Origin of the sequence: Desulfoluna spongiiphila (assembly GCF_900101345.1) — a bacterium.
Taxonomy (GTDB): Bacteria; Desulfobacterota; Desulfobacteria; order Desulfobacterales; family Desulfolunaceae; genus Desulfoluna; species Desulfoluna spongiiphila.
This window is the reverse complement of the sequence record NZ_FMUX01000002.1, coordinates 357,046-382,694: the sequence shown is the minus strand read 5'-3', so window position 1 is coordinate 382,694 and position 25,649 is coordinate 357,046. Positions and strand designations below refer to the sequence as shown.

19 protein-coding genes and 2 tRNA genes are annotated in these 25,649 nt (G+C 55.7%); 10 read left to right on the top strand and 11 right to left on the bottom strand.

Going from position 1 to position 25,649, the window contains the following annotated elements:
* The first annotated feature begins 510 nt into the window (after positions 1-510).
* Positions 511-2,703 carry a M14 family zinc carboxypeptidase gene (locus BLQ12_RS04690; protein ID WP_175469501.1) on the top strand — a complete coding sequence of 731 codons (2,193 nt, stop codon included), beginning with the start codon at positions 511-513 and terminating at the stop codon, positions 2,701-2,703.
* 219 nt (positions 2,704-2,922) lie between these two features.
* Here the strand turns inward: BLQ12_RS04690 and BLQ12_RS04685 are convergent, their stop codons facing one another.
* Positions 2,923-3,423 (bottom strand): hypothetical protein, encoded by a 501-nt coding sequence (locus tag BLQ12_RS04685; protein ID WP_092208751.1) that lies wholly within the window; start codon positions 3,421-3,423, stop codon positions 2,923-2,925.
* A gap of 25 nt (positions 3,424-3,448) precedes the next feature.
* On the opposite strand from BLQ12_RS04685, the gene BLQ12_RS27300 reads away from it, so the two are divergent.
* Entirely contained in the window at positions 3,449-3,613 is a 165-nt protein-coding gene (locus BLQ12_RS27300; RefSeq protein ID WP_175469500.1) for a hypothetical protein, read from the top strand.
* A gap of 90 nt (positions 3,614-3,703) precedes the next feature.
* Here BLQ12_RS27300 and BLQ12_RS04680 read toward each other — a convergent pair whose 3' ends face one another.
* Entirely contained in the window at positions 3,704-4,153 is a 450-nt protein-coding gene (locus tag BLQ12_RS04680; RefSeq protein ID WP_217640239.1) for a MarR family winged helix-turn-helix transcriptional regulator, read from the bottom strand.
* Positions 4,154-5,382: 1,229 nt separating this feature from the next.
* Between BLQ12_RS04680 and BLQ12_RS04675 the strand changes: the two genes are divergently transcribed.
* A complete protein-coding gene (locus BLQ12_RS04675) occupies positions 5,383-6,318 on the top strand; it encodes an NADPH-dependent FMN reductase family protein (RefSeq protein ID WP_139163839.1) in 936 nt (311 codons plus the stop codon).
* A 246-nt stretch (positions 6,319-6,564) separates the two neighbouring features.
* Positions 6,565-7,716: a beta-ketoacyl-ACP synthase III gene (locus tag BLQ12_RS04670; protein ID WP_092208747.1), complete on the top strand. Its 1,152-nt coding sequence runs from the start codon at positions 6,565-6,567 to the stop codon at positions 7,714-7,716.
* Positions 7,717-7,884: 168 nt separating this feature from the next.
* Here the strand turns inward: BLQ12_RS04670 and BLQ12_RS04665 are convergent, their stop codons facing one another.
* From BLQ12_RS04665 to BLQ12_RS04635, 8 genes are all read right to left on the bottom strand, one after another.
* Positions 7,885-8,352: a hypothetical protein gene (locus BLQ12_RS04665; RefSeq protein ID WP_092208745.1), complete on the bottom strand. Its 468-nt coding sequence runs from the start codon at positions 8,350-8,352 to the stop codon at positions 7,885-7,887.
* Between the two features lie 182 nt (positions 8,353-8,534).
* Complete coding sequence (locus BLQ12_RS26870) at positions 8,535-8,750, bottom strand: hypothetical protein (protein WP_139163838.1); 216 nt, start codon at positions 8,748-8,750, stop codon at positions 8,535-8,537.
* Positions 8,722-9,846, bottom strand: coding sequence for an FMN-binding protein (locus tag BLQ12_RS04660; protein ID WP_175469499.1), 1,125 nt, complete (start codon positions 9,844-9,846; stop codon positions 8,722-8,724). The genes BLQ12_RS26870 and BLQ12_RS04660 overlap by 29 nt, the downstream gene beginning before the upstream one ends.
* A 212-nt stretch (positions 9,847-10,058) precedes the next feature.
* The gene (locus BLQ12_RS04655) at positions 10,059-10,355 is read right to left on the bottom strand and encodes a VcrB family reductive dehalogenase putative membrane anchor (RefSeq protein WP_092208741.1); all 297 of its coding nucleotides are present in this window, start codon (positions 10,353-10,355) and stop codon (positions 10,059-10,061) included.
* Positions 10,356-10,370: 15 nt separating this feature from the next.
* Positions 10,371-11,822 carry a reductive dehalogenase gene (locus tag BLQ12_RS04650; protein ID WP_092208739.1) on the bottom strand — a complete coding sequence of 484 codons (1,452 nt, stop codon included), beginning with the start codon at positions 11,820-11,822 and terminating at the stop codon, positions 10,371-10,373.
* 297 nt (positions 11,823-12,119) lie between these two features.
* A complete protein-coding gene (locus BLQ12_RS04645) occupies positions 12,120-14,843 on the bottom strand; it encodes a winged helix-turn-helix domain-containing protein (RefSeq protein WP_092208737.1) in 2,724 nt (907 codons plus the stop codon).
* Between the two features lie 353 nt (positions 14,844-15,196).
* Positions 15,197-15,273, bottom strand: a tRNA-Arg gene (locus tag BLQ12_RS04640).
* Positions 15,274-15,281: 8 nt separating this feature from the next.
* Positions 15,282-15,357 (bottom strand) — tRNA-His (locus BLQ12_RS04635).
* A 389-nt stretch (positions 15,358-15,746) separates the two neighbouring features.
* Here BLQ12_RS04635 and BLQ12_RS27295 point away from each other — a divergent pair.
* The 3 genes from BLQ12_RS27295 (at position 15,747) to BLQ12_RS04625 (ending at position 19,372) form a co-directional block, all read left to right on the top strand.
* Positions 15,747-15,920 (top strand): hypothetical protein, encoded by a 174-nt coding sequence (locus tag BLQ12_RS27295; RefSeq protein ID WP_175469498.1) that lies wholly within the window; start codon positions 15,747-15,749, stop codon positions 15,918-15,920.
* A 29-nt stretch (positions 15,921-15,949) separates the two neighbouring features.
* Positions 15,950-17,866: a selenocysteine-specific translation elongation factor gene (selB, locus tag BLQ12_RS04630; RefSeq protein WP_092208735.1), complete on the top strand. Its 1,917-nt coding sequence runs from the start codon at positions 15,950-15,952 to the stop codon at positions 17,864-17,866.
* Positions 17,867-18,142: 276 nt separating this feature from the next.
* On the top strand, positions 18,143-19,372 hold the full coding sequence (locus BLQ12_RS04625; RefSeq protein WP_092208733.1) for a DUF2333 family protein: 1,230 nt from the start codon (positions 18,143-18,145) through the stop codon (positions 19,370-19,372).
* Positions 19,373-19,525: 153 nt separating this feature from the next.
* Here BLQ12_RS04625 and hemW read toward each other — a convergent pair whose 3' ends face one another.
* On the bottom strand, positions 19,526-20,689 hold the full coding sequence (hemW, locus tag BLQ12_RS04620; RefSeq protein WP_092208731.1) for a radical SAM family heme chaperone HemW: 1,164 nt from the start codon (positions 20,687-20,689) through the stop codon (positions 19,526-19,528).
* Between the two features lie 746 nt (positions 20,690-21,435).
* Here hemW and BLQ12_RS04615 point away from each other — a divergent pair.
* The 3 genes from BLQ12_RS04615 to BLQ12_RS04605 all read left to right on the top strand — a co-directional run bounded on the left by BLQ12_RS04615 (position 21,436) and on the right by BLQ12_RS04605 (position 25,516).
* Positions 21,436-22,098: a CpsD/CapB family tyrosine-protein kinase gene (locus BLQ12_RS04615; protein WP_092208729.1), complete on the top strand. Its 663-nt coding sequence runs from the start codon at positions 21,436-21,438 to the stop codon at positions 22,096-22,098.
* Positions 22,099-22,167: 69 nt separating this feature from the next.
* Positions 22,168-22,929 carry a YveK family protein gene (locus BLQ12_RS04610; protein ID WP_092208727.1) on the top strand — a complete coding sequence of 254 codons (762 nt, stop codon included), beginning with the start codon at positions 22,168-22,170 and terminating at the stop codon, positions 22,927-22,929.
* Entirely contained in the window at positions 22,910-25,516 is a 2,607-nt protein-coding gene (locus BLQ12_RS04605; RefSeq protein ID WP_092208725.1) for a PKD domain-containing protein, read from the top strand. The genes BLQ12_RS04610 and BLQ12_RS04605 overlap by 20 nt, the downstream gene beginning before the upstream one ends.
* The last annotated feature ends 133 nt before the right edge of the window (positions 25,517-25,649 follow it).

Genomic DNA, 25,649 nt, shown 5'->3' with positions numbered 1-25,649 from the left:
GCACCATGGGGATCGGGCAGCGTTCACGTGATTTCGCCACGGCATATGGCGTGAAAACGTATGAACCTTAGCCACTGCCGCCCGACCCATCCGTTACGACCCGGTGTCGCCGCACCGGGTCGCTTCATCAAAAAGCCGCACGGGAGTGCGGTGCTCCGGGCATCCACGATTCCCTCCCCCCATTCCCCTTCCTTGACATCAAAAAAAACGACGATATAATACCCTACGACATCAAAAGACTGTCATCATGATCAGTTAAGACATTGTGCCCCCGCCTTTGCCTCACGTTTCAGAGAAAAAAAGCATCACGCCTCCGGCCCGAAGAGGCCGTTGAAAAACCACGAAAGCAGACAAACAGAGCGCGTGTCGTGCACGCCACGATCCGCAGATGCGTTTATTCCCCCGGCATACACGATGCCCCGGTATCCCTTTCCTTTGGGCGCCTCCGGTTCATCGAAGCAGGTCCTGTTCCACGCACCAGACTTCCTAACCCACGAAAAGGAGATGTGCATGAAAGCCAAATGTCTATGCCTGTTTTTCGCGAGTGTGTTTCTGATGATCCTTGGCACCGGTGCCTTTGCCGACCAGGCGGAACGTGAGGAATCACGGCGCTACATCAAAGCCTATTTCCCCGACAAAGAGATCGCCCTTTACGTGATCAAATCCTTTGAGCCCACCCCGCCCGAAATCAACTACGACGAGGGGTTTCTGGTGATTCATGCCACCCTAAAAGACGAGGCCTACCTCACGTCCCTGGGATTCCGCATCGAGCCCCATGAGGGGTACATCCTCCACCGAAAAGACGCCGCAGCCCCCATGGCCCTGGCCACCCAGTCGGCTGACACCATCTCTGGGTACCCCTGCTACAAGACCGTGGAAGCCACCTTCAGCGACGCCCAGGCCATGGTCACGGCCTACCCCAACCTTGCCGAAATCATCGACGCGGGGGATTCCTGGAAAAAAGAGAACACCAGCGGTGGCTACGACCTGTTTGTCTTAAAGCTCACCAACAAAACCATCACCAGCCACAAGCCAAAGCTCTTTATCACCAGTGCCATCCACGCCCGGGAGTACACCACCTCCCCCCTGGCCCTGGCCTTTGCCCACCAGCTCACCGACACCTACCAAACCGACGCGGACTCCCGGTGGATCCTCGATCATCATGAAGTTCACCTCATGCTCCACGCCAACCCGGACGGTCGCAAGCAGGCCGAAGGCGGGGCCTCCTGGCGAAAAAACAACAACACAGACTACTGCGCCCACCAGACCCCCGGGGCAGACCTGAACCGAAACTTCGACTTTCACTGGGGCGGCAGCGGGGCCAGCACCTACACCTGCGACCAGACCTATCGGGGCTCCCATGCGGCATCCGAGCCCGAGACCCAGGCGGTTCAGAACTACATGAAGGCCATCTTCGACGACCACAACGGGGGCACCCCGGGCGGCCTGGTGTCCGACGACGCCTCGGGCCTTTACATCGACATCCACAGCTACAGCGAACTGGTACTCTGGCCCTGGGGTGATACCAGCAACGCCGCCCCCAACGGCACCCAGCTCCAGACCCTGGGCCGAAAATTCGCCTACTTCAACGGCTATACCCCCCAGCAGGCCGTGGGCCTTTACCCCACCACCGGAACCACCGACGACTACGCCTACGGCGAGCTGGGCATCGCCGGGTACTGCTTTGAGCTGGGCACCGCCTTTTTCCAGTCCTGCGCTACCTACGAAAACCAAATCCTCCCTGGCAACCTTCCCGCGTTGCTCTACGCCGCCAAGGTGGCCCGGGCCCCGTACAAGACCCCGGCAGGTCCCGACATCCTCTCTCTTTCCCTGGACAACGCAGGGACCGTGACCGCCACGGCCGTTGACACCCGCTACAGCAGCGCCAACGGAACCGAAGCCTCCCAGGCCATCGCCGCCGCTGAGTACACCATCGACACCCCGCCATGGGCCCAGGGAACCGTGGCACATGCCTTACATGCCACCGACGGGGTTTTCAACGCCACCTCCGAAGGGATCACCGGCACAGTGGACACCACCGGCCTGACCGCCGGCGAACACATGGTCTTTGTGCGCGCAAAGGATGCCAACAACAACTGGGGGGCTGTCAGCGCCCTCTTCCTCACCGTGGCCCAGCCCGGCGCCCCCACGGCAGCCTTCACCTTTGCCGCAACGGATCTGACCGTTCAATTCAGCGACCAGAGCAGCGATGCCAACGGCAGCATCACCTCCCGTGCCTGGGCCTTCGGAGACGGGGCCACAAGCACCCAGACCAACCCGCAACACACCTATGCCGCCGCAGGCTCTTATACGGCGACCCTCACCGTCACCGATAACGACGGTCTCACTGCCATCGACACCCGGCAGATCGTTGTGACGGCCGACGACGGCGTCCCTGTCATCACCAACGGCGAGACCCTCACCGGCCTTGCCGCGGCAAAGGGAGACTGGCTCTACCACAAGGTGCTCCTTCCTTCAGGGGCCGCAAACCTCACCATCTCCATCAGCGACGGATCGGGGGACGCCGACCTTTACACCCGCTTTGGTGACAAACCCACCCAGTCCGACTACGATTGCAGGCCCTACAAGTGGGGCAACAACGAAACCTGCAGCAACGCCGCCCCCAGCAGCGGGGCCACCTACATCGGTATCCGTGCCTACTCCGCTTTTTCCGGGGTGAGCCTTACCGTGTCCTACCAGTAAGGGCTCGGTCGAACAATACGGATACACACATGAAGTGACGGCCGCTTTAACGATGCCAATACGTGTATCATTGCCCTACGCCAAAGGCCGTCGTCACGCAATGCGCAAGCCAGAAAAAGAGACGGTGTACTGAAACGCAAGGCACCAAACTCCATCCATAAAATAAAAACGGGCGGCTCATCTGAGCCGCCCGTTTTGCCTCTTTAAAGAAAGGCCCTTCTATCCGTTTTTTTTCTTCCAGGGTTTGTAGATCGAAAAGACAACGGCAAGGCCAAGAAGTAACGTGTTGATACCCGACGCCCAGCCCCCCACCGTCAATCCATGAAGATAAACGGGATCCTGCAACGCCGCCAAGCGCTTCAGGTTCGATATCTCCAGATTCCGGGTCACCATGGGGCCCAGATAAAAGGTCCCGCTGAGTACAATGGCAAGGGTTGCCGCCCATTTGTAGATCAACCAACCGTGCTTGAAGAAACCCCATCGGGTAAAAAGGGAATAGAGCAGACCGGTGATAAGCGTCACGACGGCTGCCGGGGTGAGAATCTTCATATCGATAAAATGAAAGATTCGATTGTACATGTACAGGGCATCACCGCTGATGATGTCTATCGAGACATACGGCATCACCGCGATGATGATCACGCTTGAGAGCCACAGGCCCGCTGCAATAAGGTGGACCGCTTTCAACATGTTCTGCTGCGATCGGCTCATGGTCTTCATGACTGCCTCCTAACCCGGATATTTCATGGGAAAACGATCAAGCCAAGCCAAGCTGATGTTATTACAGATGGTTATCCAAGCAAATTCAGATATTTCAAAAGTGCAAAATGTGATTCGCCGTTTTCTGCTCGATTTCCTCACCCTTCGGGCGAGCCGAGTGCACCCATCTTCCGCGTTATCGGAGCCTTGAGGTAAACCACTACATCTGCAGCTCTGATGCCTTGAATATAGGTGCACTCGACTCGTGAAATATCCGGGCTAACGCCAAAAAAACAATAGCTTACAATTTTGCAGACAAGGCCCTCAACGTACGAAGGGTCACGACCAGCGCGTCGGGGTCCATTCCTTCGGCGATGGCATTGGCCCACACGGCTTGAACCTCGGTGACCTGTGCCAGCACATCGCCACCTTTTTCAGAAAGGGCCACCAGCCTGGCCCGACGATGGCCCGGATTCTCCTGCAATTCGACGAAGCCCCTGGCCTCAAGCAAGGCCGTTGTCCTCCGGACACTTTGCCGAGTAAGGCCCTTGTCACGGGCAATCTGAGCCATGGTCAAAGGCACCTCATGGATGGCACCCAGTATCTGCCAGGTGGCACTTGTCAGCCCAAATTCCTTCGTCAGCCGATCCCCCGCGGCAATGAGAGCTCCGTTGAAACGAAAGGTTTCAAGAAGAATCTGTGTGAACCTTTCGGCTGCGTCCGTCCGTTTCGTGTGGTTTTGCATATCCATGACAGCACCCTCCCATAATGACAGCATGCTGTCAACTAAAAGAAACAAAGAGGGGGGATGGCATTTTGGTGGAACGCCTGCTTTTCAACTGACACGAATCCAAGGACTCAGGGATACCCCGGCTCTGTCTGCCACAGGAATCACAGACATCGCCAAAACCCTAATTGAGGGGCGAGCACGAAAAGCAACCCCTTGCACACAAAAAGATAAAGAATACCACGGGCAACATTTCCGGTATCCTGAGTAAAAACCGCACAATATACAATTATCAATCAATATCTTACAACGAGTAGTGATGTACCAAGATCAAAAAGCCTGCCCACTGTACCGGTCCTTTTCCGGAGGATTTCTTTGTGTGGCCTAACAAAGGAAAACCAAAAGACATCGCAAAGGGTACCTTCACGCGAAACGACGATAAAAAAACAACGTTAGAAAAGACAAATTTTGTCTCTAACTTATTTCTAACATAGCGAACAATTCATCCCAGCGCACAGCCTCCATGGCCGAAACATTCAATCATAAACATAATAGAAACGAAAGCTTAAACCCAAACGCCACATCAGAACAATGCCTTTTCATTGCCGGCAAAAAGGTTCAAATGCGGCATCAAATCCCATAAGAAAACAGGAAGCAAAAAAGTCATTCAAAATGGCTTGACAAAGAAAAACCATCTAATTTATAAACTAAAAACAACGAACCATTGTTCCTGTTTAAGCCTCGCAACACCTGTAAACGACCACCACCGACATACGAAACCGACCTTCCAGAAATACGACGATGGTATTTACACCGTTGCCGGGCACATCTCTCATTGTTTGATACTGTAACGCTTTATAAAAATAAAAAGGGAGCACAGAGTGCGGCCACACCCTGTACCCCCCAAGGCATGAGAATAAGAGAAGTATTCTCACTGTTACCAGCCAATATATAGACACACCCGAGGTGTGTCAAGTTGGCGACCCTTCCTTATTCTCCTTACCAAAAACGAAACCACATTTTTTTTCGTCCCGTCCCTTTACGCATCCCCGTGGATGCGGGGTGGCATGCACCCATAATAGCAAAGACGACGGGCCCCCCGGGGCTTAGTTTCTCAAAACAAATTCCTCATCGTCAGGTAATCATGAGGCAACACGAGGAGTGGCGACATGCCCTGTCCATGGAGCCCTTTTCCTGCCTGATGAGCAAACACCTGGCCTTTACCCTTACAACAGAACCTGAAAAGGAGTCGGATGATGAAGCGTGTGTTGTGTGTCTATTTTTCCCAGAGCGGACAATTGGGGGACTGCATGGATTCCCTGACCCGGCCCCTTAAAGACCTGGACGGGGTGGAGGTGGAGACCCTGGTTGTCTCCCCCCAAAAAGCATATCCCTATCCCTGGACATTCTTCCGGTTTTTCGACGTGTTTCCCGAGGCTTTCCTTGAGATCCCCCCGGCCATGGAGACACCGGCGCATGAACTGAACCCCGGAGACTACGACCTGATCATCCTTGGTTACCATGTGTGGTTTTTAAAGCTCTCCCTTCCCATGCTGGGCTTCTTGAACTCCAGGGACGCACGGGTCCTTGCGGGGACGCCAGTTGTGATGGTCAATGCCTGCCGGAACATGTGGCACCGCGCCTGGTTCCAGGTTCGCAACCTGGTCCAGGGACTGGGGGGACGCATCATCGGCCATGTGGTGCTCATCGACCAGGGGCCAGCCTCGGCAACCTTTTTGACCACCCCGCTGTGGCTGTTCACCGGACGGAAAAAAGTGATCCCCTCCCTGCCGGCGGCCGGGGTCTCGTCCGGGGACATCGATTCCCTTCAGACCGTGGGCCAGCGCCTCGGCGTCGCCCTTGAAAAAGGAGAGCTCGAAACGTGCCGCCTGGTGAAGTTGAGCGACGAGGTTCCCGAGGTGAGCGGTAAGTACATGCTGCCGGAAAAGTTCGGCCTGCTCCTCTTCTGGCCGTGGGCCACCCTCGCGCGACTGGCGGGCCGACTCTGGTACGGCCTCCGCTATCCCGTGGAGCTCTTGTTTTTTCTCTCCCTGTTTTTCTCCGTGCTGGTCATGGTGCCCCTTTGCCTGGTGGTCGGCCTGATTCTTCGCCTTTTTTTCCAGGGAAGGGTGGGAGCCTATCTCCAGTCGCTGCACAACCCCTTTGCTGCGGGCAAAGGGGGTGCCTGACAAACCGGGCGAGACAAAGCGCGTCACCGCTTCCTTATACAATGGGCCTTGACGCACCCATGTTGTCAACCACGGGCACAGCCCGTCGGCCCATGGTCCGCCCGGCTGGTCCAGAGGGAAAACCATGGGCACCTCCGAACCCGGGGAAATGCCGCGGCCGCGGCCTTCCCAAGCCTGGCCTTCGGCCACCCCATGTTTCTGTTGTCTATCCATAACGTTTCACCATTCAACCCAAAGGAGTCAGCCATGAAAGACGTCTACATCAACGACATTGCTGTTGCACTGCCCGGTGAACCCGTAGGAAACGATGAGATGGAATCAGTCCTTGGCATGATCAACGAAACCCCGTCAAAAATTCGCAACAAAATCCTGAAACACAACGGCATTGAAACCCGATACTACGCCGTTAACAAGGACACCGGTGAGATGACCCACACCAATGCCGAGCTCACGGCCCAAGCCATCAAGGGACTCGAGCCCTACTCCGGGTTTTCGGCCAGCGACATCGAGTGCCTGTGTTGCGGCTCCACCGTCCCGGATGTGACGGCCCCCGGCCACGGACTCATGGTGCACGGCGAGTTGAAATCAAAGCCTTGCGAGGTGATCTCCACGGCAGGTATCTGCCTGAGCGGCATCAGCGCCCTGAAATTCGGGTACATGAACGTGGCTTCCGGATTTTCCAAAAATGCCGTCACCACAGGATCTGAAATCGCGTCATCCATCCTGCGATCCAGTTTCTTCAAGCACAAAGAGACCAACGGCAACAAAGACATCGACAAAAACCCCGAGCTCATTTTTGACGCCGAGTTCCTGAGATGGATGCTCTCGGATGCGGCAGGGGCCGTCTACATGTCCAATGAACAAAACGCCGGGGGACTTTCCCTCAAGGTCGACTGGATCGACCATGTCTCCTTTGCCAGCGATTACGACACGTGCATGTACTCCGGCGGCAGAAAAAACAAAGAGGGCAAGATGGTGGGGTTCAGGCAGACCGGCTCCCTTGAAGAGGCCGTTGAAAACGACTTCTTCGCCCTGAAGCAGGACACCCGCCTGCTGGGGGACAACATCGTCAACATGGCCGTTCACCGGCACCTGAAGGTCGTGGTGGAGAAAAAGGGTCTCAAGGCCGACGAGATCGACTGGTTCCTCCCCCACTTCTCCTCCCACTTCTTCAAAGAACCCCTTTACAAAGGAATGAAGGAGATCGGTTTTCACGTCCCCTACGAGAAGTGGTTCACCAACCTGAGCACCAAGGGCAACACGGGTTCCGCCTCCATCTACGTGATGCTGGAAGAGCTCTTCAAGTCCGGCAACCTGAAAAAAGGCCAGAAGGTTCTGTGCTTTATCCCCGAAAGCGGCAGGTTCTCGAATGCCTACATGCTCCTTGATGCCGTGTGATGTCCCTTATATAAATAATGGTCCGGCACAACATGTGGCCGTGCCGGACCAAAGGGCATAAAAAAAGGCCCGGGGATTTTCCCGGGCCTTTTTTGTATATAGGGAGCATCATTTTGTGCGGATGTCTCAAGCACCTGAGGCACATTAGCTCATCGTATGGTCAGCGTATCACGCCAACGCCACCCAACCGGAATCGGGGTCGTTGCCGAAGCAGTCCAGCCCTGCAAAAGCACAATAGGTGTGCTCACAGAACCGGCCACGATAAATCAGGGGCGCATCAGCAGGGAGTTCCACCTCAACTTCCCAACGATAGGTCTTATTGGCTTCAAGCTCCTGGGCATCGATCACGGTGTATTCCTGATCCACCGTCACATGGGATGCCCGCACCGTCTCCAGTCGCCGCTCCACGTCACCATCCGAATCAAACTCCACGTCCACGTCGGGCACCTCGACCTCTTCCTCACCCTGAACTTTCAAATACGCGCGGCTGATCTTCACCGGGGCATCCTTGGTTTGGGCCACGACGGTCACCGTGAAAGGCTCGGAAAATGAAAAGCCGTCACATTCAACATAAACCTTTGCCGCACCGCCGGTTACAGCGTTTTTAACGGCCTTCAACTTATCAAAAAATCCCATTGAAACACCTTAATCCTTACTCATTACATTCCATCACAAAACCAACACATCAGACATTGCCATTCTACCACCCATAAGCAGCAAAAAAGAGAGAAAAAGATGAATACCCGGCCACGCTATTTGGACGGAAGTATGCCCTTCTCCACTCACAGCCACTAAGTGATACGAAAAATGCTCACGTTTCACAAGGAAGAAATCAAAACCAAAGACAGGCTTGCTCTGCTCTTTGGTTGCGGTGTTACCAACACCGAGTAAGGCGTCCTGATGTGCGATGTTTCGCGCAGTTCATCCATCAGGTTCTTCCCGACATGGACCATGACCAGCAGGGAACCAAGCAGAACAAAAACAACCACCAGTATCTCTTTTACGTTACGGGAACTGTATTTTTGCTGAGCCATTGCTTTTCACCCATTTTCTAAGGAACCTGATCAGCGATTCAATCGGCTTGATCGGGCAAAGGTATCGACACCATGGACGACGGACAAACAAAGACGCCAACACCACCAGCCCCAAAAGGAAAAACTGCAGGATGCTTCCCTTCAGGTCAAACAGGGTGCCGAATATTTCATAACTGGATATCCCCGGATTGCGATACACCATGGCAATGAGAATGGCTGCCAGTGCCAGGCCGCGCTGAAGCCACATAAGAACGAATTTATAACGGGGAACGGCATGGGCTTTGGCTCCGCCGATTGTACCGAGGCACTCCTGGGCGGCGCCGAAGGGGCAAAACCACTCACAGTAGGGGTTTTTGCCGGACGATACCAGGCAAAACAGGATTCCGCCGAGCAGCACGTACCAATACAAATGCGTATGCCAATCGGGCCAGAACCCTAAAAGCATTTTGTTGACAAGGGAGAGAGTCAACGGGTTGGTATACATAAACCCCAAAATAATCATGCCGGTGAGCATACTGAGCCAGCGCACCTTTTTTTTGTGACGAAACGATTTGCGGCGGCCGAGGAAGCCAAGGGCGAACAGCAAAAGCAGCACCCCTTCCGGCGGGCCAAAGGCAACCTGAGCGGGTTTCCTGGCTGGAACCGGAAGGTCCAGATTGTTTTCAGCCACAAAGCGGCTTCCCTCAAGGGACGCCCGCGCCACTGCCCGGGAGGTGTATGTCGCCCCGCTAATGCCGTCGATATCGTCGCCAAGCACAAAGGGATCGCTGAATTTTTTCCCGATAAAACAGGAAAAATAATCGCTTTCCTGAACGCGCTTAAACCACTCGGGCGTCTCCCGGTGACGAATAACTGCCAACCCTGTGATCTTGCCGTCAAGATCCGTTGCCACCGCCACGTTCATGGGCCCCCCGTAACCGTTTCCTTCCCCGACGCTTATGTAACCGATCAGCTGATCAGTACCATAGGCGGCATAGCTTCCCTGGGGTGTTTTTTCAATACGGTCCGCCCCGGGCATGGCCTGATACAGATAGGGCTCCGTATCTGCATGTTCCAACGTGAACCCCACAGCCCAGGCCGCCATGATGAGGAGCATGGTCCCCACGGCAAGAACACGTTCTCTTTTTCGCGAGCTGTGGTGGCTGCAGGCCGGCTTTTTCTTTTCTATCATGGATTCAGATGACATCTTTTTTACCCTGGGGCCCTTTCTGCCCTCCAGCCTGTTGGTCCGGGTACGAGGACCGTCCGTGTGCATGGGCACGCCCACCGGAACAGAGGCTTATAATCAGAAGGGGCCCGGCCTCTTGCTCAGGCGGATTGCCTGCCACGAACCGACCGCAACGTCACCACAGCCATGATGACGATGGGCAGCCCCATAAAAACAACGCTTAACCAGGCAGCCCGGGGTTCGCCTTCGTTGAAGGATCCAATAAAGGTCTGCCCCAGTAGCATAAAGGTGATAAACGACAAAAAGGTCAGGAGCCATTCATACCAAACCAGCCTCACGCATTTCTCTTTCAGCAGCGTGACGAGATAAACAGCGCCCCCTCCCATGATAAACCCGAGCAGCACATACCAGAACCAGTTCCAGCTAACGATTCGCATAATATTCCCTTTTTTCTAAGACCGTGATTTATCGAGACCGAACAGGGGAATATCCATGGGGTCGACTTCCCAGGGAGACTTCTCCAACGGTGGTTCCTGCCCATAACCAAAGACGTCGTCCATCTTCCGGATGGCCGCGTTGAGTGCCGGGGCTTTGGCAATGGACATGCGAACCAGATCATGCATGACGGCTTCATCGAACTTGGTAAAGGGACAAACGGCCTGGCAACGACTGCAATCCGGGTCGCCGCCGAGCATGTAGGCAAAACACTTCTTCGCGTCCTGGTACCACCCCTTGATCCCTTTGGCCTGCCAGGACTTGTCTCCCCCCCAAAAGGGTTCATCGGTTTTCGGAATGGCGCCGGACGGACACATTTCAGCGCATTTCTTACAGACCCTGCAAAACGTCACAATCCCAGCGTCGATGGGCTTGGTTTCAGCCAGAGGAAGGTCTGTTACAGTCAGCATAACCGTACGGAAGTTGGTGCCCCACTGGGGACTGACAAGGATACCGGCACGACCGTATTCCCCCATGCCGGACATGATGCCGAAGCCGACACTTCGGCCAACGGCACCCGTGTCCCCTCCGTAGTGCTGGTACCCGAGGCCTCGCAGGAACACGTTGATGCGATTGGAGTAGATATTGGCCCTGGAGTAAGCGGCGGTGTTGGCCGATGCCCAGCTCATGCGGTCGGTGTACTGGGCCATCCACAACGACTGCGGAATAACGGCACAGATAACCCACAAGTCCTTATCGGGCAGGACGACCGTACCGTTCCCGGCATCGTAACCTTTATCAACCTTTTCAAAACGGATGTTCCCATAAAGGAGCTTTTTGGTTTTATCCGTGAGTTTGACAAAGCCCATATCCGCAGCACCGAAAATACGCCCGGCAACGCGCAACATACGCGAGTTTTCTTCCGGTGTGCCTTCGAAACGAGGCACTCCGAACTGATCCGGGGTGTAGAACATGGTCGGATGTTCCCAGCCGTTAAAAGACGCCACCTCAGGCCCGGTCCACGACGGGGCGATGGAGCTCAGTGCCCCCCATCCCCAGCAGTTGGCGTCCCCTAAGGCACGATCACGAATGGAATAACCCGGTACGTTTTTTTTTACCTTCTCCGTTGTGGAGGCTATGTTGCGCGCGTGGATCGCCTTGTATTCTTTCTTGTTATCCCAGCCTCCGGGATTGAACAGGGTTTTATGGACCCCCGGAAATATCTCCATATGATCCCAGTCGATTTCCACGGTTGGCTCATCGACCTCTTTGACCCACCAGGGCAGATTGCGTTCTGCATAAGGCGATGCCATCATCTCATCCAGATCGGCAAAGGCCGGTGCGGCCGTTGAGCCGAGGCCGACAGCCCCGGCGCCCACAGCTCCGGCACCTATCCCGAGCATTTTCATGAAATCGCGGCGCCCCACTGTCGAGTGATAGGTTGATTTTCGAGAACCCGACCCACTCATATTTCCACCTCCCAGTCATTAACAAAAATCTGCAGGGGGATGCCCCTGCGTGTGCATGTTGTCTCTGCTTATAGTAGAGGGATACGGGACAAAAAAAATCACCCCAGAGGGTGATTTTGCAGACAGCCGGAGATCACACAAAAGGGTGATAGAAAAATGGCACGTAACCTGGGATTGACCTCGGCCCCATATCGAATGGCGTTCCGTCCCGTTAAAAGCACCGGAGCTCCGCATGACGGGCAGAGAAATGAAAGCATGATGTGTGTGGGGTAAAGAGTGCCGTTTTATCCACGGCCCTTACGAAGGCGGGAGAAGCCTGAACTCCTTGGCTTTATTGATGGCCTGGGTGCGGTTGCCCACCCCCAGTTTGCTGTAGATTCCTTTGATGTGTGTTTTCAAGGTGTTCACAGAGACAAAGAGCTGCCCTGCTGTTTTTGCATAATTCGCCCCCTTGGCAAGGCAGATGAGTACCTCCAATTCGCGAGGTGTCAGGCCTAAGGAAGCGTCCTGTGACCTGCCGGGCCGGGAGGGCTCAACTATTTTTTTCTGCACTCGCCCGACAAAACACATTGCCTCCTGCTCGTCGGGCCCCAGTCTCCTGCCGACCTGCTTCAACAACTCGTATACCGGCAGGCCTTCCCGCATGAATATCTGGCAATAGTTTTCTGGTGCAACAAGGACCACAGCGTTTTTCATACTCTCCGTCGCCCGGGCGTCATTGCCAAGCCGGCGATGGGCCAGGGCCACCTGAATCAACACGTCCACCCTGAACAGAAGGCTGGTTGTATCATCGAATGTTAAAACAAACTCATTGAGTATGAGAAGCGACTCGTCGATCCTATGGCTTTCCATGGCCATTTTGGCACCGAAAAGCTGGATGACATTTGAGTAACATGTCAACGGTTGTTGACCGGTTCGGTAGATGCCCTGAAAGTTCAAGGGGGATAAATCGGGATATTCCTTATCGGCAAGATCCCGGCCACCCTGTGGCAAAAACCCTTTGTCCGTCGAAGCCGGTTTGCCGCTCAGTATGCGGATCAGCCCCTTGCACGATGCAGCCATGAGGGTCACTGAGTCTGGCGGTGCCAGACTGTCAATGGAGGCACTCATCTCGTCCATGGCCTCAATGCCTTGCTCCGGCCTGTCTTGATCGAGAAGGCACAGAGCAAGGATCAGGTAGCCGTCCACAATGGAAAAGACGTCACCATCTTTTGTGATCTTTTTCAGCCCGTTCTTGAGATATTTTTCGGAATGAAGAAGTTCGCCTGTGTGGTAGTACACCTGGCCCATAACAACATGGGCAAGACCTGAAAAAGGGACGTCTTCGTCGTCGGATCCCTGGTAGTTCACAAGTGTTCGACAGGTTTCAAGTGCCCGTTGAAGTTCCCCATATTCCATGTAGAGTTTTGCCAATGCTATGGAATACATGAAAAAGCAGAAGGAGAGATTCTCATCAAAGGCCATGGAAACGGCTTTTCTAAAAGTCTGAATCGCCTTTCCGGGGGCGCCGCTGACCCGCTGACAGAATCCGTAGCCACCAAGAGCCAGGGTCCGCCAGAAACGTTTCTCTTCAGGAAGCACACTCAGGGCATCCCGAAAATGGCCCCTTGCTTCATCTACGGCAAACAAAGAAGCACTGCGGATGCCCTTGATGGCTAAGAAAATACCACGCTGTTCGGGTGTCGCCCCTTCCTTGCCGTTACCGAGGGGGCCAAGCTGCTTCCCGATCTGCTGGAGGCATTGGTCAAAGGCTTCAAACTCCCCCATTTCATATAGAAAGAACAGCTGGTGCAAGGTCAGGGTCAAAGGCATGTAGTCTGCGGGCACCTTTTTAAACCACTGCAGGTAGATATTGAAATGCCCACGGGCCAGTATCCGATCGATGTGTGTCTCCAGATGCGAGATAACCCGGTCGTAGTCCTTTGCCTCCAGCGCATGGTCGATGGCCTCTTCCCACATGCTGTGGGCCATGAACCAGCTTGCTGCCTGCCGGTGAAGGCGAGTTACTTCTTGCTTGCCCCGAGTGCAAAGGCGATTGCTGAGCATCTCGGCAAACCAATGGTGATAACGGTACCAGCACCGGTTGTTGTCAAGGGGGATAATAAAGAGGTTGCCCCTCTCCAGTTGCTCCAGAACCTGCTGGCTGTTTTCAATGCCAAGCAGATCGTCGCAGAGATCTGCATTGAACCGCTTAAGAATGGATGTCTGCATCAGGAAGTCTTGTATATCCTTGTCCTGATGAGCAATAACTTCACTGACAAGATAATCAGTAATATGCCGGTCTTCTCCCGACATGCTGTCGATGAATCCATTTGCATCCCGAAGCTCCCTCAGGGACAGGGCCGCAAGCTGTAATCCAGTGACCCACCCTTCGGACTGCTTCTCCAATTTGGCGACCTGCTCTCCTGTCAAGCCAAGGGACATGGAGCGATTTAAAAAACAGCGGGCCTCTTCCACGTTGAAACGCAGGTCCTCGGTCCCGACCTCATTCAGCTGATTCTTCGAGCGGAGCTTGGCAATGGGCAACGGGGGCTCTGTGCGACTGAGAAAAACCAGATGGAGGTGGGGCGGCTGATGATTGATCAAAAAACCGACGGCAGCATGGATCTCCTGGTTTTCGATCAGGTGATAGTCGTCCAGGGCCAAAATAACGCGGCGCCCTGCCTGCTCCAGATCATTGATCATTTGCGTCATGGCTGCCATGATGGCAGGCGATGCAGGGGAGGACAAAAGCTCAAACGATTTTTCTGCAACACCAGGCATACAACGGTTCAGGGCAGTGAGCAGATAGCTGAAGAAACGATGTACCTCATTGTCGTTTTCATCCAGTGAAAGCCAGGCCACCGGCAATGCCTGCCGGCTGAGCCAGGCAATGGCCAGACTGGTTTTTCCAAATCCCGCAGATGCACAGATAAGGGATACCTTGGTCGTGGATGACAGCTTGTTGTTCAGGCGTGGTCTTGGAATGGCCCCATCCGGAAGAAGAGGCATATGGAATTTGGTCACCAGCAATGCATCCATCGTAAAATCCTGCCCCTTTCTTTTGATCCGCAAAACGGCCCATATATACCATACCCATGGGGATTTTTCCTATCCCTTTCCCCGGGGTGTCACGGCGTGATTTACGGGCCATCCAATGTGGCCCCAGTTTTTTTGGAATCGAGACTATTTGCCCCACCCCTGCCCCACTTTTTTGGCGGGAGTGTATCACACAAAGGGTTTCAAACGGGGAGTGGGGTAACCACAGAGAGGTAAAACGAAAGGCGATCCCAAGACAAGTCTTGGCATGCAATTCCACAAAGATCTCGTGGAATGTGGAGGATTTGACCAAAACAAAAAAGCCCCTTCCGCAGAAGGGGCTTTGGTCTTCCAAATGGCGCGCCTGGCAGGATTCGAACCTGCGACCTACGGATTCGAAGTCCGGCGCTCTATCCAGCTGAGCTACAGGCGCAAAGTGTATGGGGTGAACGACGGGATTTGAACCCGCGACAACCGGAACCACAATCCGGGGCTCTACCAACTGAGCTACGCTCACCAAAAACAAGAGACTTATACCCGATGAATCTGGCCATGACAAGGGTTTTTCAAGCATGAATGCAAAAAAAATCCCCGCCATTTCCCGCCCCGTCAACAAGCCCTTGATTTTGTGCATCGATACGCCTGAGGTCACATTTCAAGCGGTGCAAAGAAAAGCAGGCCGCGTCCCGAAGCGATCCGAATACCGGCCTTGGGACCCTTGAAAAAACCGGGCGTGCACGGCCTTGACGCCCTCCTGTCGGGGAGATTGCCTATTGACCCCCACCAGCCAACTATAATAGGTATGAATCGTGCCAAGGGGCAGAGATTTTATACATGCCCGGCATGCGTTTATCCACCCCGACACATGAACCCGGACGGCGAATCATCGCCTTGAGGTGCACCCATATGGAACGTGTGACCATTTTTATAATACGTGCGGTTCTCTCCTTTGTCTTTGGGACGCTGCTGATGCGTCTCTTTTATCCGGACAAGGGGATCGTCTTTTCTGCGGCTCTGGGCCTGCTTCTGCTGAGCCTGAGCTATTTTTCCGCATACTGGCGTCACCGAAAATCCAAATAGATGCGCATATAATGAGGAGCAAAGGGTCGTTGAAACAGATTATACTCGGCACGGCAGGACACATTGACCACGGAAAGACCAGCCTTATCCGCAGCCTGACCGGCATTGAAACGGACCGGCTTAAAGAGGAGAAGACCCGAGGCATCACCATTGAACTTGGGTTTGCCTCCATGGACCTGCCCAACGGCCAGCATGTGGGCATCGTGGATGTCCCCGGCCATGAAAAATTTGTCAAAAACATGGTGGCAGGGGCCACGGGTATCGACATCGTGGCCATGGTCATCGCCGCAGATGAGGGGGTCATGCCCCAGACCCGCGAGCACATGGAGATCTGTTCCCTTCTGGGCATCTCCCACGGCGTGGTGGTCCTCACCAAAACCGACCTCGTGGACGAGGAGTGGCTGGAGCTTGTGCAGGAAGATATCGGCGGATTCCTCGAAGGCACCTTCCTGGAGGGAGCCCCCATGATTCCCGTCTCCTCTATCACCGGCGAGGGCATGGACACTCTCAAGGCCACACTGGCCGAGCTGTCCACCACCGTGCCTCAGCGCCGCACCAGCTCCCTGTTCCGCCTGCCCGTAGACCGCGTCTTCACCATGAAGGGCTTCGGAACCGTCATCACCGGTTCGGTCATCTCAGGACAGATCTCCGTGGGGGACGCGGTTACCATCTACCCCTCGGGCACAGAGTCCAAGGTCCGTGGCATCCAGGTCCACAGCGACAGCGTGGAGACCGCCGCCTCGGGAATGCGCACCGCCATTAACTTCCAGGGCCTTGAGAAAAGCGCCATCCAGCGCGGAGAAGTGGTCTCCACGCCGGGGGACATCAAGCCCAGTTACCTCATGGACGTGGAGTTTCTCTACCTGCCCAGCGCCAAAAAGCCCTTGAAAAACCGCACCCGCATTCGCCTGCACACAGGCACCAGTGAGGTTCTGGGCTACCTGATCCTCTTGGACAGGGAGAGCCTCGACGCCGGAGACACCGCCGCAGTGCAGCTTCGCCTGGAAGAACCCGTGGCCTGCATCAAGGACGACCGATACGTCATCCGGAGCTACTCCCCGGTGCGTACCATCGGGGGGGGGCGTATCCTGAACCCCATTCCACCGAAACACAAACGCTTCAGGGACGACGTGGTCAAGGGCCTTGCAGGGCTCATGGAAAACGAGCTGCCCGAGATCATCGCCTTTCACGTTATCCAGTCCGGCTACGCGGGACTTCCCTTTTCCGACCTGAAGCTCATGACCAACTGCAGCGAAAAACAGCTCACCGGCGCCCTGTCCGGACTGCTGTCCAAACGCATGGTCATCCAGACGGACAAGGAGACCCGAACCCTGATCCACGGAGACACCTTCAACCGACTTACCGACATTGCCAAAGAATACCTGGCCGAGTACCACAAGGCCAACCCCCTGAAAGAGGGCATGTCCAAAGAGGAGTTGAAATCCAAGTTTCCAGACGTGCTGGGAAGCCGCGTCTTCACCCTTACCCTCAATCACCTGGTCAGCGAAAATGCCGTGATCCTTACCGCCGACACGGTTAAACTCGCCACCCACACCGTCGAGCTCCAGGTGGATCAGGAGCAGTTGAAAAAAGACATTATCAACGCATACAGCGACACGGCCCTTACCCCCCCCTACTTCAAGGCACTGTGCGAATCCCTGGGGGTTCCCGTGGACAAAGCCAAAGACGTGCTCCTCCTCCTTATTAAAGAAGGGGTGCTGATGAAGGTCAAAGAGGACCTGTACTTTCACCAGCCAGCCCTTGAGGGCCTGAAATCGAGAGTCCTGGCATTTTTTGAATCAAACACCGAAATGTCCACCGCCGATTTTAAAGAGATGACAGGCGGGGTCTCCCGAAAATACCTCATCCCCCTGCTGGAACACTACGACGGCATGAACCTCACCATTCGCGTGGGAGACGCCAGGCAGCTGAGGGGCCGCAGCTAATCCAGTAACACCATTAAACCCCGGCATCCTCCCATGACAAAATATCGCCCCCGGCCCGAAAGGGTCCGTGGGGCACCTTCCTTTCATCCCGATTATCGGCCGTCATGCTCCCCGGTGATCAGGTGGATTTCTCAAGGCTCAACGGGTCCCCCGCCACCCCTGCGCTCCTTAGTCTGCTCTTTTGACTTCTGCCTCAAAAATGTGCATACTGTTGGCTGTCGCTAGCCGAGTCATCAACCTGCTGTCATCGAATGCCCCCGTAGAGAAGGAGAAAACATGAGTGATCCCGCAAAAAAAAAGCTGAGCAAAGAGTTTAAGGTGTACGTCTTTTCACGGGTCGGCCTGGCCGTCATCGCGACCCTCGTCGTACTGTGGGGCGGGGCCAAGTTGTTTTACTTCTTTACCGGCAGCGACAACAATCCGTCTCCGTATCACCAGGCGGTGGAAAAAAACCCAACGCTCAAAACAGCCGACAACGCCCTGAAAAAAATGTTGGATACGAGCCACGCCGCCGACACCACCCCGGGAACACAGCCCCATGATTCCGAGGCCACAGCCAGCGCAGCACACGGAACAGCAGATATCGCCCACGGCACCCCGGCAGATCCCCACAGCGCTGCCCCCTCCCATGAAACAGCCGCAGCCAAGGACCCCGAGTCCACCCTCCACGTGGACACCCAGGGACACGAGGCCTCCACCAAAGGCTCCCACAGCTCCCTGGAACAGGATGTGGCTGATCTCTTCCCCAACGCCGTCCGGGGCACCGCCTTTGTCACGGCCCTCATCGAGCCCCTTGACTACGAGTTGTCGCAGCGCAGCCTCGGCTGGAGACCCAATGATGTCTTTACCCTCTTCACCGACAACGTGGAAAACCACCAGCTCGGCGTCCTGGAAGTAACCCGCCGCACCACGGAAAAACTCGTGGAGCGCATCGCCCGAACCGGCAGCACCATCAAATTTGACAAAAACCTCAACCTGGCCCGGGCCAAATTCAACAACGACCCCAAAAAATACTGGCTCCCCGCCCCGGAAAAATCCTATGCCCAGGCCATTGAAGAGCTGAAAACCTACAGGGAGCGCCTCAACACCAACAAGGCAACCTTTCACTCCCGGGCCGACAACCTCATCCCCCTGCTCAGCAGCTACGAGAACCTTCTGGGAGACTGCGACGACGACCTGGTCAAAACCCACGAAGAGAGCGGCGCCCCCGTCAGCACCTTCAAGGCGGACGACTACTTCTACTATGCGCAAGGTGTCTCAAGCGCCATGGCCACCATCCTGGAAGCGGTGATGGTGGACTTTGCCCCCGTCCTGGACTCCAGAGGCGCTGCCAACGACCTGCACCATGCGGTGCTGATGCTCCAGCACGCCACCGAACTTGACCCCTTCGTCGTTCAGGAAAGCGATTACAGCGGGTTCTTCGCCAACCACAGGGCCAACATGGCCGCCTTTATCAGCCATGCCCGGGCCTATATCCAGTTTGTCATCAAAACGATGAGTACGTAAGCCAGGTGATAGGTGATAGGTGATAGGTGATAGGTGATAGGTGACCTTCGCCGACGCGACACTGTTGTCAAACACAAAAGCCCGCTGTCTCTTTTTGAGACGGCGGGCTTTTCTGGTTCTGAGGGCATGGTGCGACGAGGCGCCGCTTCTCCTTTATAAGGACTGCAGGAGACGCAGCACGATGCCATCTGCCACGGCAAATCCTTTTCGGGTCAGACGGATGCTCTCGGCATCGGCCACCATCAACCCCTCATCCTCAAAACCGTTCATAACAGACCCCAGGACCGCTTTTAAATCCAGGGAAAAACGGTCCTGAAAAACTGCAAGACTCACCCCCTCCATACGCCGAAGCCCCAAGTAGAGAGCTTCCGTCATCAGCGCCTCCCGATCCAGGGCCTCTTTCCCGCCCAGGGGCCTTTCCCCTCTATCCAGACAGTCCAGCCAGTTCCCGAGGTGGGCCACGTTCCACCACCTGAAGGGATGCTCGTGCGCCTCGCCTTCGGTGTAAAACCCGTGGGCCGAAGGCCCAAGCCCCACAGTGGTGGCCATCTCCCAGTACTTGGTGTTGTGACGGGAAACGTATTGTTTTCCCCTGGCAAAGTTGGAGACCTCGTAATGGAGGTAGCCGCCTTCTGTCAGGGCATCTGACACCGCCCCGAAAAAGGCCCCCTGCTCCGTATCACCGGGCATGGAGAAATCACGTTTGCCATGGCGGACATAAAGGGGTGTTCCGGCCTCCAGGGTCAGCATGTAGCAGGAGAGGTGCTCCGGGGCATGGGCGAGAAGGGCCGCCACATCGGCATGCACCGACGCCATGTCCTGGCCCGGTACTCCGTAGATCAAATCGGCACCGATGTTTGAAAACCCGCACCCTCGGGCCTCCTTAAGGACCGCTTCAGCTTCCCTTGCGTTGTGGAGGCGTCCCAGAAACGTCAAGGTGCCGTCGTCAAGGGACTGCACCCCGATGTTCAGCCGGTTCACCCCGGCCTGTTTGAATCCGGCCAGCTTCGACGGGGTCACCGTCCCGGGGTTCACCTCAAGGGTCACCTCCACGTCCGGGGCAAAGGTAAAACGGCTGCGGGCTGCTTCAAGGAGCCCTGCCACCTCTCCGGGCTTTAAAAGAGAGGGGGTCCCCCCGCCGAAATAGACCGTATCAAAGGCAGCGCACACAGAAAGGTCGCGGGCCACCAGGTCCATCTCCCGGACAATCCCGTCCAAGTACGCCTTCTTTTGCGCAAGGGAAGACTCGGAGTAAAAGTCACAATAAGGGCATTTGCGAATGCAAAAGGGGACATGGATATAAAGGCCGGGGTTCATGGTTGAAAAGTCTCCGTAAAAAATCCTGGGTTCATACGCTTCCTATATCAGCCCCACTCGTTTTTTGGGCCATAAAAATGGCCCTGCAATAAAAAAAGAGACCTCGCCCACCGTTCAACATAGACGGCGGCCAAAGGAAAATGGGTTGGAGTACTCACCTGAATGCCTGACGTCAACAAAACAAAAACGGTTCAGAAAAATGCGCCATCGCCACCTGTTTCGCCGTATCGCGTGCTATTTCAATTGGAATACGCAGCCCTCGATCGTCCGTCACTACCCCTGACATTTCATACAAAAAGAGCCAAGCCAAAGCAATAGCAGGGGCCATGACGAATAACTAACCCAACTCAGTAGTCCCATGAACACAAAATGTAATTCGCGGATTTCGATTCAACTTTCTACCCCTTCGGGCGGACCGGCCGGCATTTCCTCTCGAAGCACCAGAAGCAGATAAAATAAAAAAACAAAGCAAAAAGTTAAGGGGGCGAAAAAAGCATTGAAAAAGCAGGCGCATTCCCCTATCTTTTACTACAACTTTTTCAGAAGCAATAATCACAAGCCATACCACATAAAGACAAAACGCCCCCCACGTTTTATCACGACGTTGCGACCGGCAGTTTCCCGAATGATTTATTATCACCGGGTGTATGCCTCACTGTTCGATTTTACCGAACAGCTAGATAAGATTCGCACAATGAGTGAGGCGAGTAGCCATCATGAGATGCCGCCATAACGCAAAGGTCACAATGAACAAAAAAGACAGCATCCCTTCACCGACCCGCCAGAGCCTTACGGAAACGCGACGCATCTACGCCATGGTGTTTGAGCAACAAAAGACATCGCCGCCAAAAACAATTCTTGTTACAAGCGGCTGGCGACATGAAGGAAAAACAACGCTGACATGCAATCTGGCAGCACTGTCCGCTCAGGAAAAAAAGAAAAATACCCTGCTCATCGATTGCAACTGGTTTGCCCCCAGGGTGCATACCCACTTCAACATCCCCGAGCTCCCCCCCACCGATGCCCCCCGCATACCAATACCCCCCTTGCATAACGTGGCCAATGTCCCGGGGATTGAGAATCTTTCGGTTCTCACCGCCCCGGCTCTGCCACGATCAGAGAGTTGGAAATATGCGCACTCTGATGAAAACATCATGGCTTTCCTGAAGAAGACAAAAGCAACATACGCTCAGGTTTTCATCGATGCGCCGTCCGTCTTCCCGACAAACCGCAACATGAACGACCCCATGTCCCTGAGCAACGTCGTGGACGGTGTAATTCTTGTCTCTCTTGTCAATGTCACCTCCAAGTCAAAAACCAAACGCGCCTGTTGCGCACTCCAGGCAAATGGCGCACCGATTTTGGGCGTTGTCGCCAATCAGTGGAGAAATCCTTTGGCACGATCATGAAAACACGATCGCCGCACCCTGTGTCACCCCCCGTTGCCCAAACCGCGATACGCAACAGAAAGGAACACCATGCTGTTTTACATCAGACGGATGTTGTATCGGATCAACAGAAACCACCGGTACCTGAGCCTGGTCATTGCCCTGCCCCTGCTCTTCCTTATGGCCATGGCATACAAGCCCCATACCTTTGCCATCTCCCTTTCGTTTCCATCGCCGGCAGATGCCCCGGTCACAGCCCCTGAATCCCCCACGGAGGCCATGACCCTTTCCGATCTCACCGCCTCCCCCGGGCAGGCCGCACGCTTCATCAAGGGAAACTTCTTCCCCCACCTGATCATCGACTACCCCCTGGGGTACAAGGCCATCGTAACCCAGGCCCAGCGGACCGAACTCTACGCAGAAGCCAGGGAGAACCTGACCATAGGCCTCAGTGAGGAAGCCCAGGTCATTGTCACCTACACGGGAAAAAACAGAAAAACCGGGGAGCGCCTGGTGACCTACTACGGCAACACCCTGTTCCGGCGTATCCAGGAGGGCTATAAGCGCCTGGACCTTCCCGCACCTCCGCCCATGGAGCGTACCCCGGAGATGACCTACACCTCGCGAACCGTCAGGCGAATCTGGGAGCCCTCACGTCTCATCCCGGCCCTCATCTGCTTTGCCGGGGGCCTCCTTCTTTTTGTCCTGGCCCAGGCGATCGTCGAAGCCCTGGACCCCTCGTACAAATCAGAAAAACAGATCGCCGAACACCTGGGAGTCCCCATCCTGGGATCCTTGCCCAATATATCACTGCAACCACTACAGCGAGAACATGATGAACAGACACGATAGAGCCGAACGCCCCCTTGCCACACAACGCTCCCCGTTTTTTTATAAAACCGCCTGCGGGCATGCCCCGAAAGGGCCGACCAACGGCACACCCCGTCCGTACCGGGTGCCCTTCGGCCTGCGGGTCGCTATCGGTGCCTTTTTCCTGTGGTGCATGATCATGGGCGGCGCCCCGGGGGCAGCCCTTGCAGGGGAGGTCACGGTCCACTGGACGCCATGCGACACAGCCGGCCACTATCGTCTCTCCTGGCGAAAGGCTTCAGGCGAGCCCGGCGTCTACTCCGGCCATGCCCTTTTGAATCACCCTGGCTCTCCGCCCCCCGTCATGAGCCATACGGTGGAAGGCCTTGAAGAGGAAACCACCTATTACTTTGCCGTAAGGGCCTACAACGAAGCGAACGAGCCGGCCGCCTACTCCCAGGAGATCTCCGTTGCCTTCGGCTCGATCAACACGGTCCCGACGGTCATCACGAGCCCTCCCCAAATTGCCGTACAAGGACAAACCATCATCCTGTCCGGAGACGGATCCAGTGATCCGGACGGCAGCATCGTCAACTGGCACTGGCGCCAGGTGTTCGGCTTTGAAGACCCGGAAGTTACCCTCACAGGCGCAGACACACAAACAGCCACCTTCATCATGCCGGAGAAGCCCGAAAAACCTGTGGACCCGGAAAACCCGGACGCACCGGAAACACCCGTCATCCTCACATTTCAGCTGACGGTCACGGACAGTGACGGGGCCACGGATTCAGCCATCACTGAGGTGCAGTTTGCCCTGGATAACCGCCCCCCCAGCGCCCATGCAGGGCCCGACCAGTTTGTCCTGGAAGAGCAAACGGTCACCCTCACTGCCCAGGCATCCATCGACCCGGATGACGGCATTGCCTCTTACCAGTGGAGCCAACCCCAGGGGCCACCGGTGACCCTGTCAAACGCTTCAAGCATCAAGCCCACCTTTACGGCCCCAGCCCTAGGTGAAGACGACAGCGCTCAACTGGTCTTCGAGGTCCTGGTCACCGATACAGAAGGCCTCGCAGACAGGGATACGGTTACAATTACCATCACCAAGCCCCTGCACGCCGATGCAGGGGGCGATCAGGTTGTCCGTGAAGGGGAAGAGGTGACTCTGGACGGCAGCGCCTCCCGGTTTCCCGAAGGCTGCCCCCCGACCTGGCACTGGAGCCAGACCGGAGGCCCTGATGTCAGCCTGGACACCCCGGATCAGGCCATGGCCCATTTTATCGCTCCCCGGTCCCTGCCACAGGATATCGAGCTGACCTTTACCCTGACCGTCTCGGACACAGACGAAAACACCAGCGAAGCTACTTGCACTGTCCGGGACACCCTCACCCCCATCGAACCCCAGACCACACCGGCACATGCATCCGTCGAAATCATTGATTGCGATATGGAGCACCGGCTATGGCTCACCGTGGGTTGGGAGAACTATCGCAAGGCGACCAAAGAAGCCCGCGTGGCATCAGGAGACCTGAACGGAGACGGCAACACCGAGCTCATCATCGGCCTGGGTCCCGTGGAAGACGACGCAGCCATTCCCGGGGGCTTCTTCCAGGTTGTCTCCCCCACGTACCAGCACCTGGCCTGGGGGCGCCTCCCCGAAGGGGAATACACCCGGTACAACGAGTGCAACGGGGAGACCTGGCCCGCCTGTGGAGACCTCAACAACGACGGCAGAGATGAAATCGTCGTGGGCCTGGGCAAAGGAGGAGAGGGCCGCCTCGCCATCTTCTCCTTTGACGGGGAGCATGTCACCTTTCAAACCACAATGACCATCCCCTGGGAGGAGTACAACATAGCCGTGGGAGAGACCCGCCCGGCCTGCGGTGACATCGACGACGACGGCTGCATGGAGATCATTGTGGGCCTGGGAGGCAGCGACCAGAGCCCTGTCTCTCCAGACGGCCGCTATGCTGTCCTGGACAGGATCTCCTGCGCCGACATGACGGTACCCTTTGACAGCGTCACCTGGGGCCGACTTACCTGGGAGGAGTACAACACGCAAAACGGCGAAACGTGGCCCACCTGCGGAAAGGTTGTGGAAGACGAGTCAGACAAAGACGAGATCATTGTCGGACTCGGAAAAGGGGGCGCAGGTCGCACAGCGGTTGTCCAATGGAAAGACGATACTCTCACCCACCTCAAATGGTTGAACGTTGCCTGGGAAGAGTACAACGCCCTTACGGGGGAGACCCGCCCCACATGCGTTGACATGGACAATGACGGCACCCATGAGCTGATTGTCGGCCTGGGGCCCGTGGAAGGGGACGCCACCCTTCCGGCGGGAAGGCTCCCGGCCATCACAGCAGACGGTGAGCTCCTCCAATGGGGAAAGATGGGTTCCGAGCCCTACAACAGGGCAAACGGGGAGAGCCGGCCTGCCGCCTTCGTCTCCGAAGGCGAACCCCTCATCGCCGTGGGCATGGGGCCCTACACATACAACGACGATGACCCTGACCCCAATGATCCCAGTGACCCACGGGACCCAACTGGCCCACAAGACACCCCGGCCGCAGGCGGTGGGTCATCAGGAGGGTGCTTCATCGAGGTATGCCGGGAGGAGTGCCCTTAGCCCGGGTATTTCATAAAAAAAACGACCAACTCAAAGCAATAAGAGGCAGTACAGCTGATTGCTCAGAAGTATCTGAAACATTTCAATCACCGTTTTCCGCTCGATTTTCTAAACCCTTCGGGCGAGCCGAGTG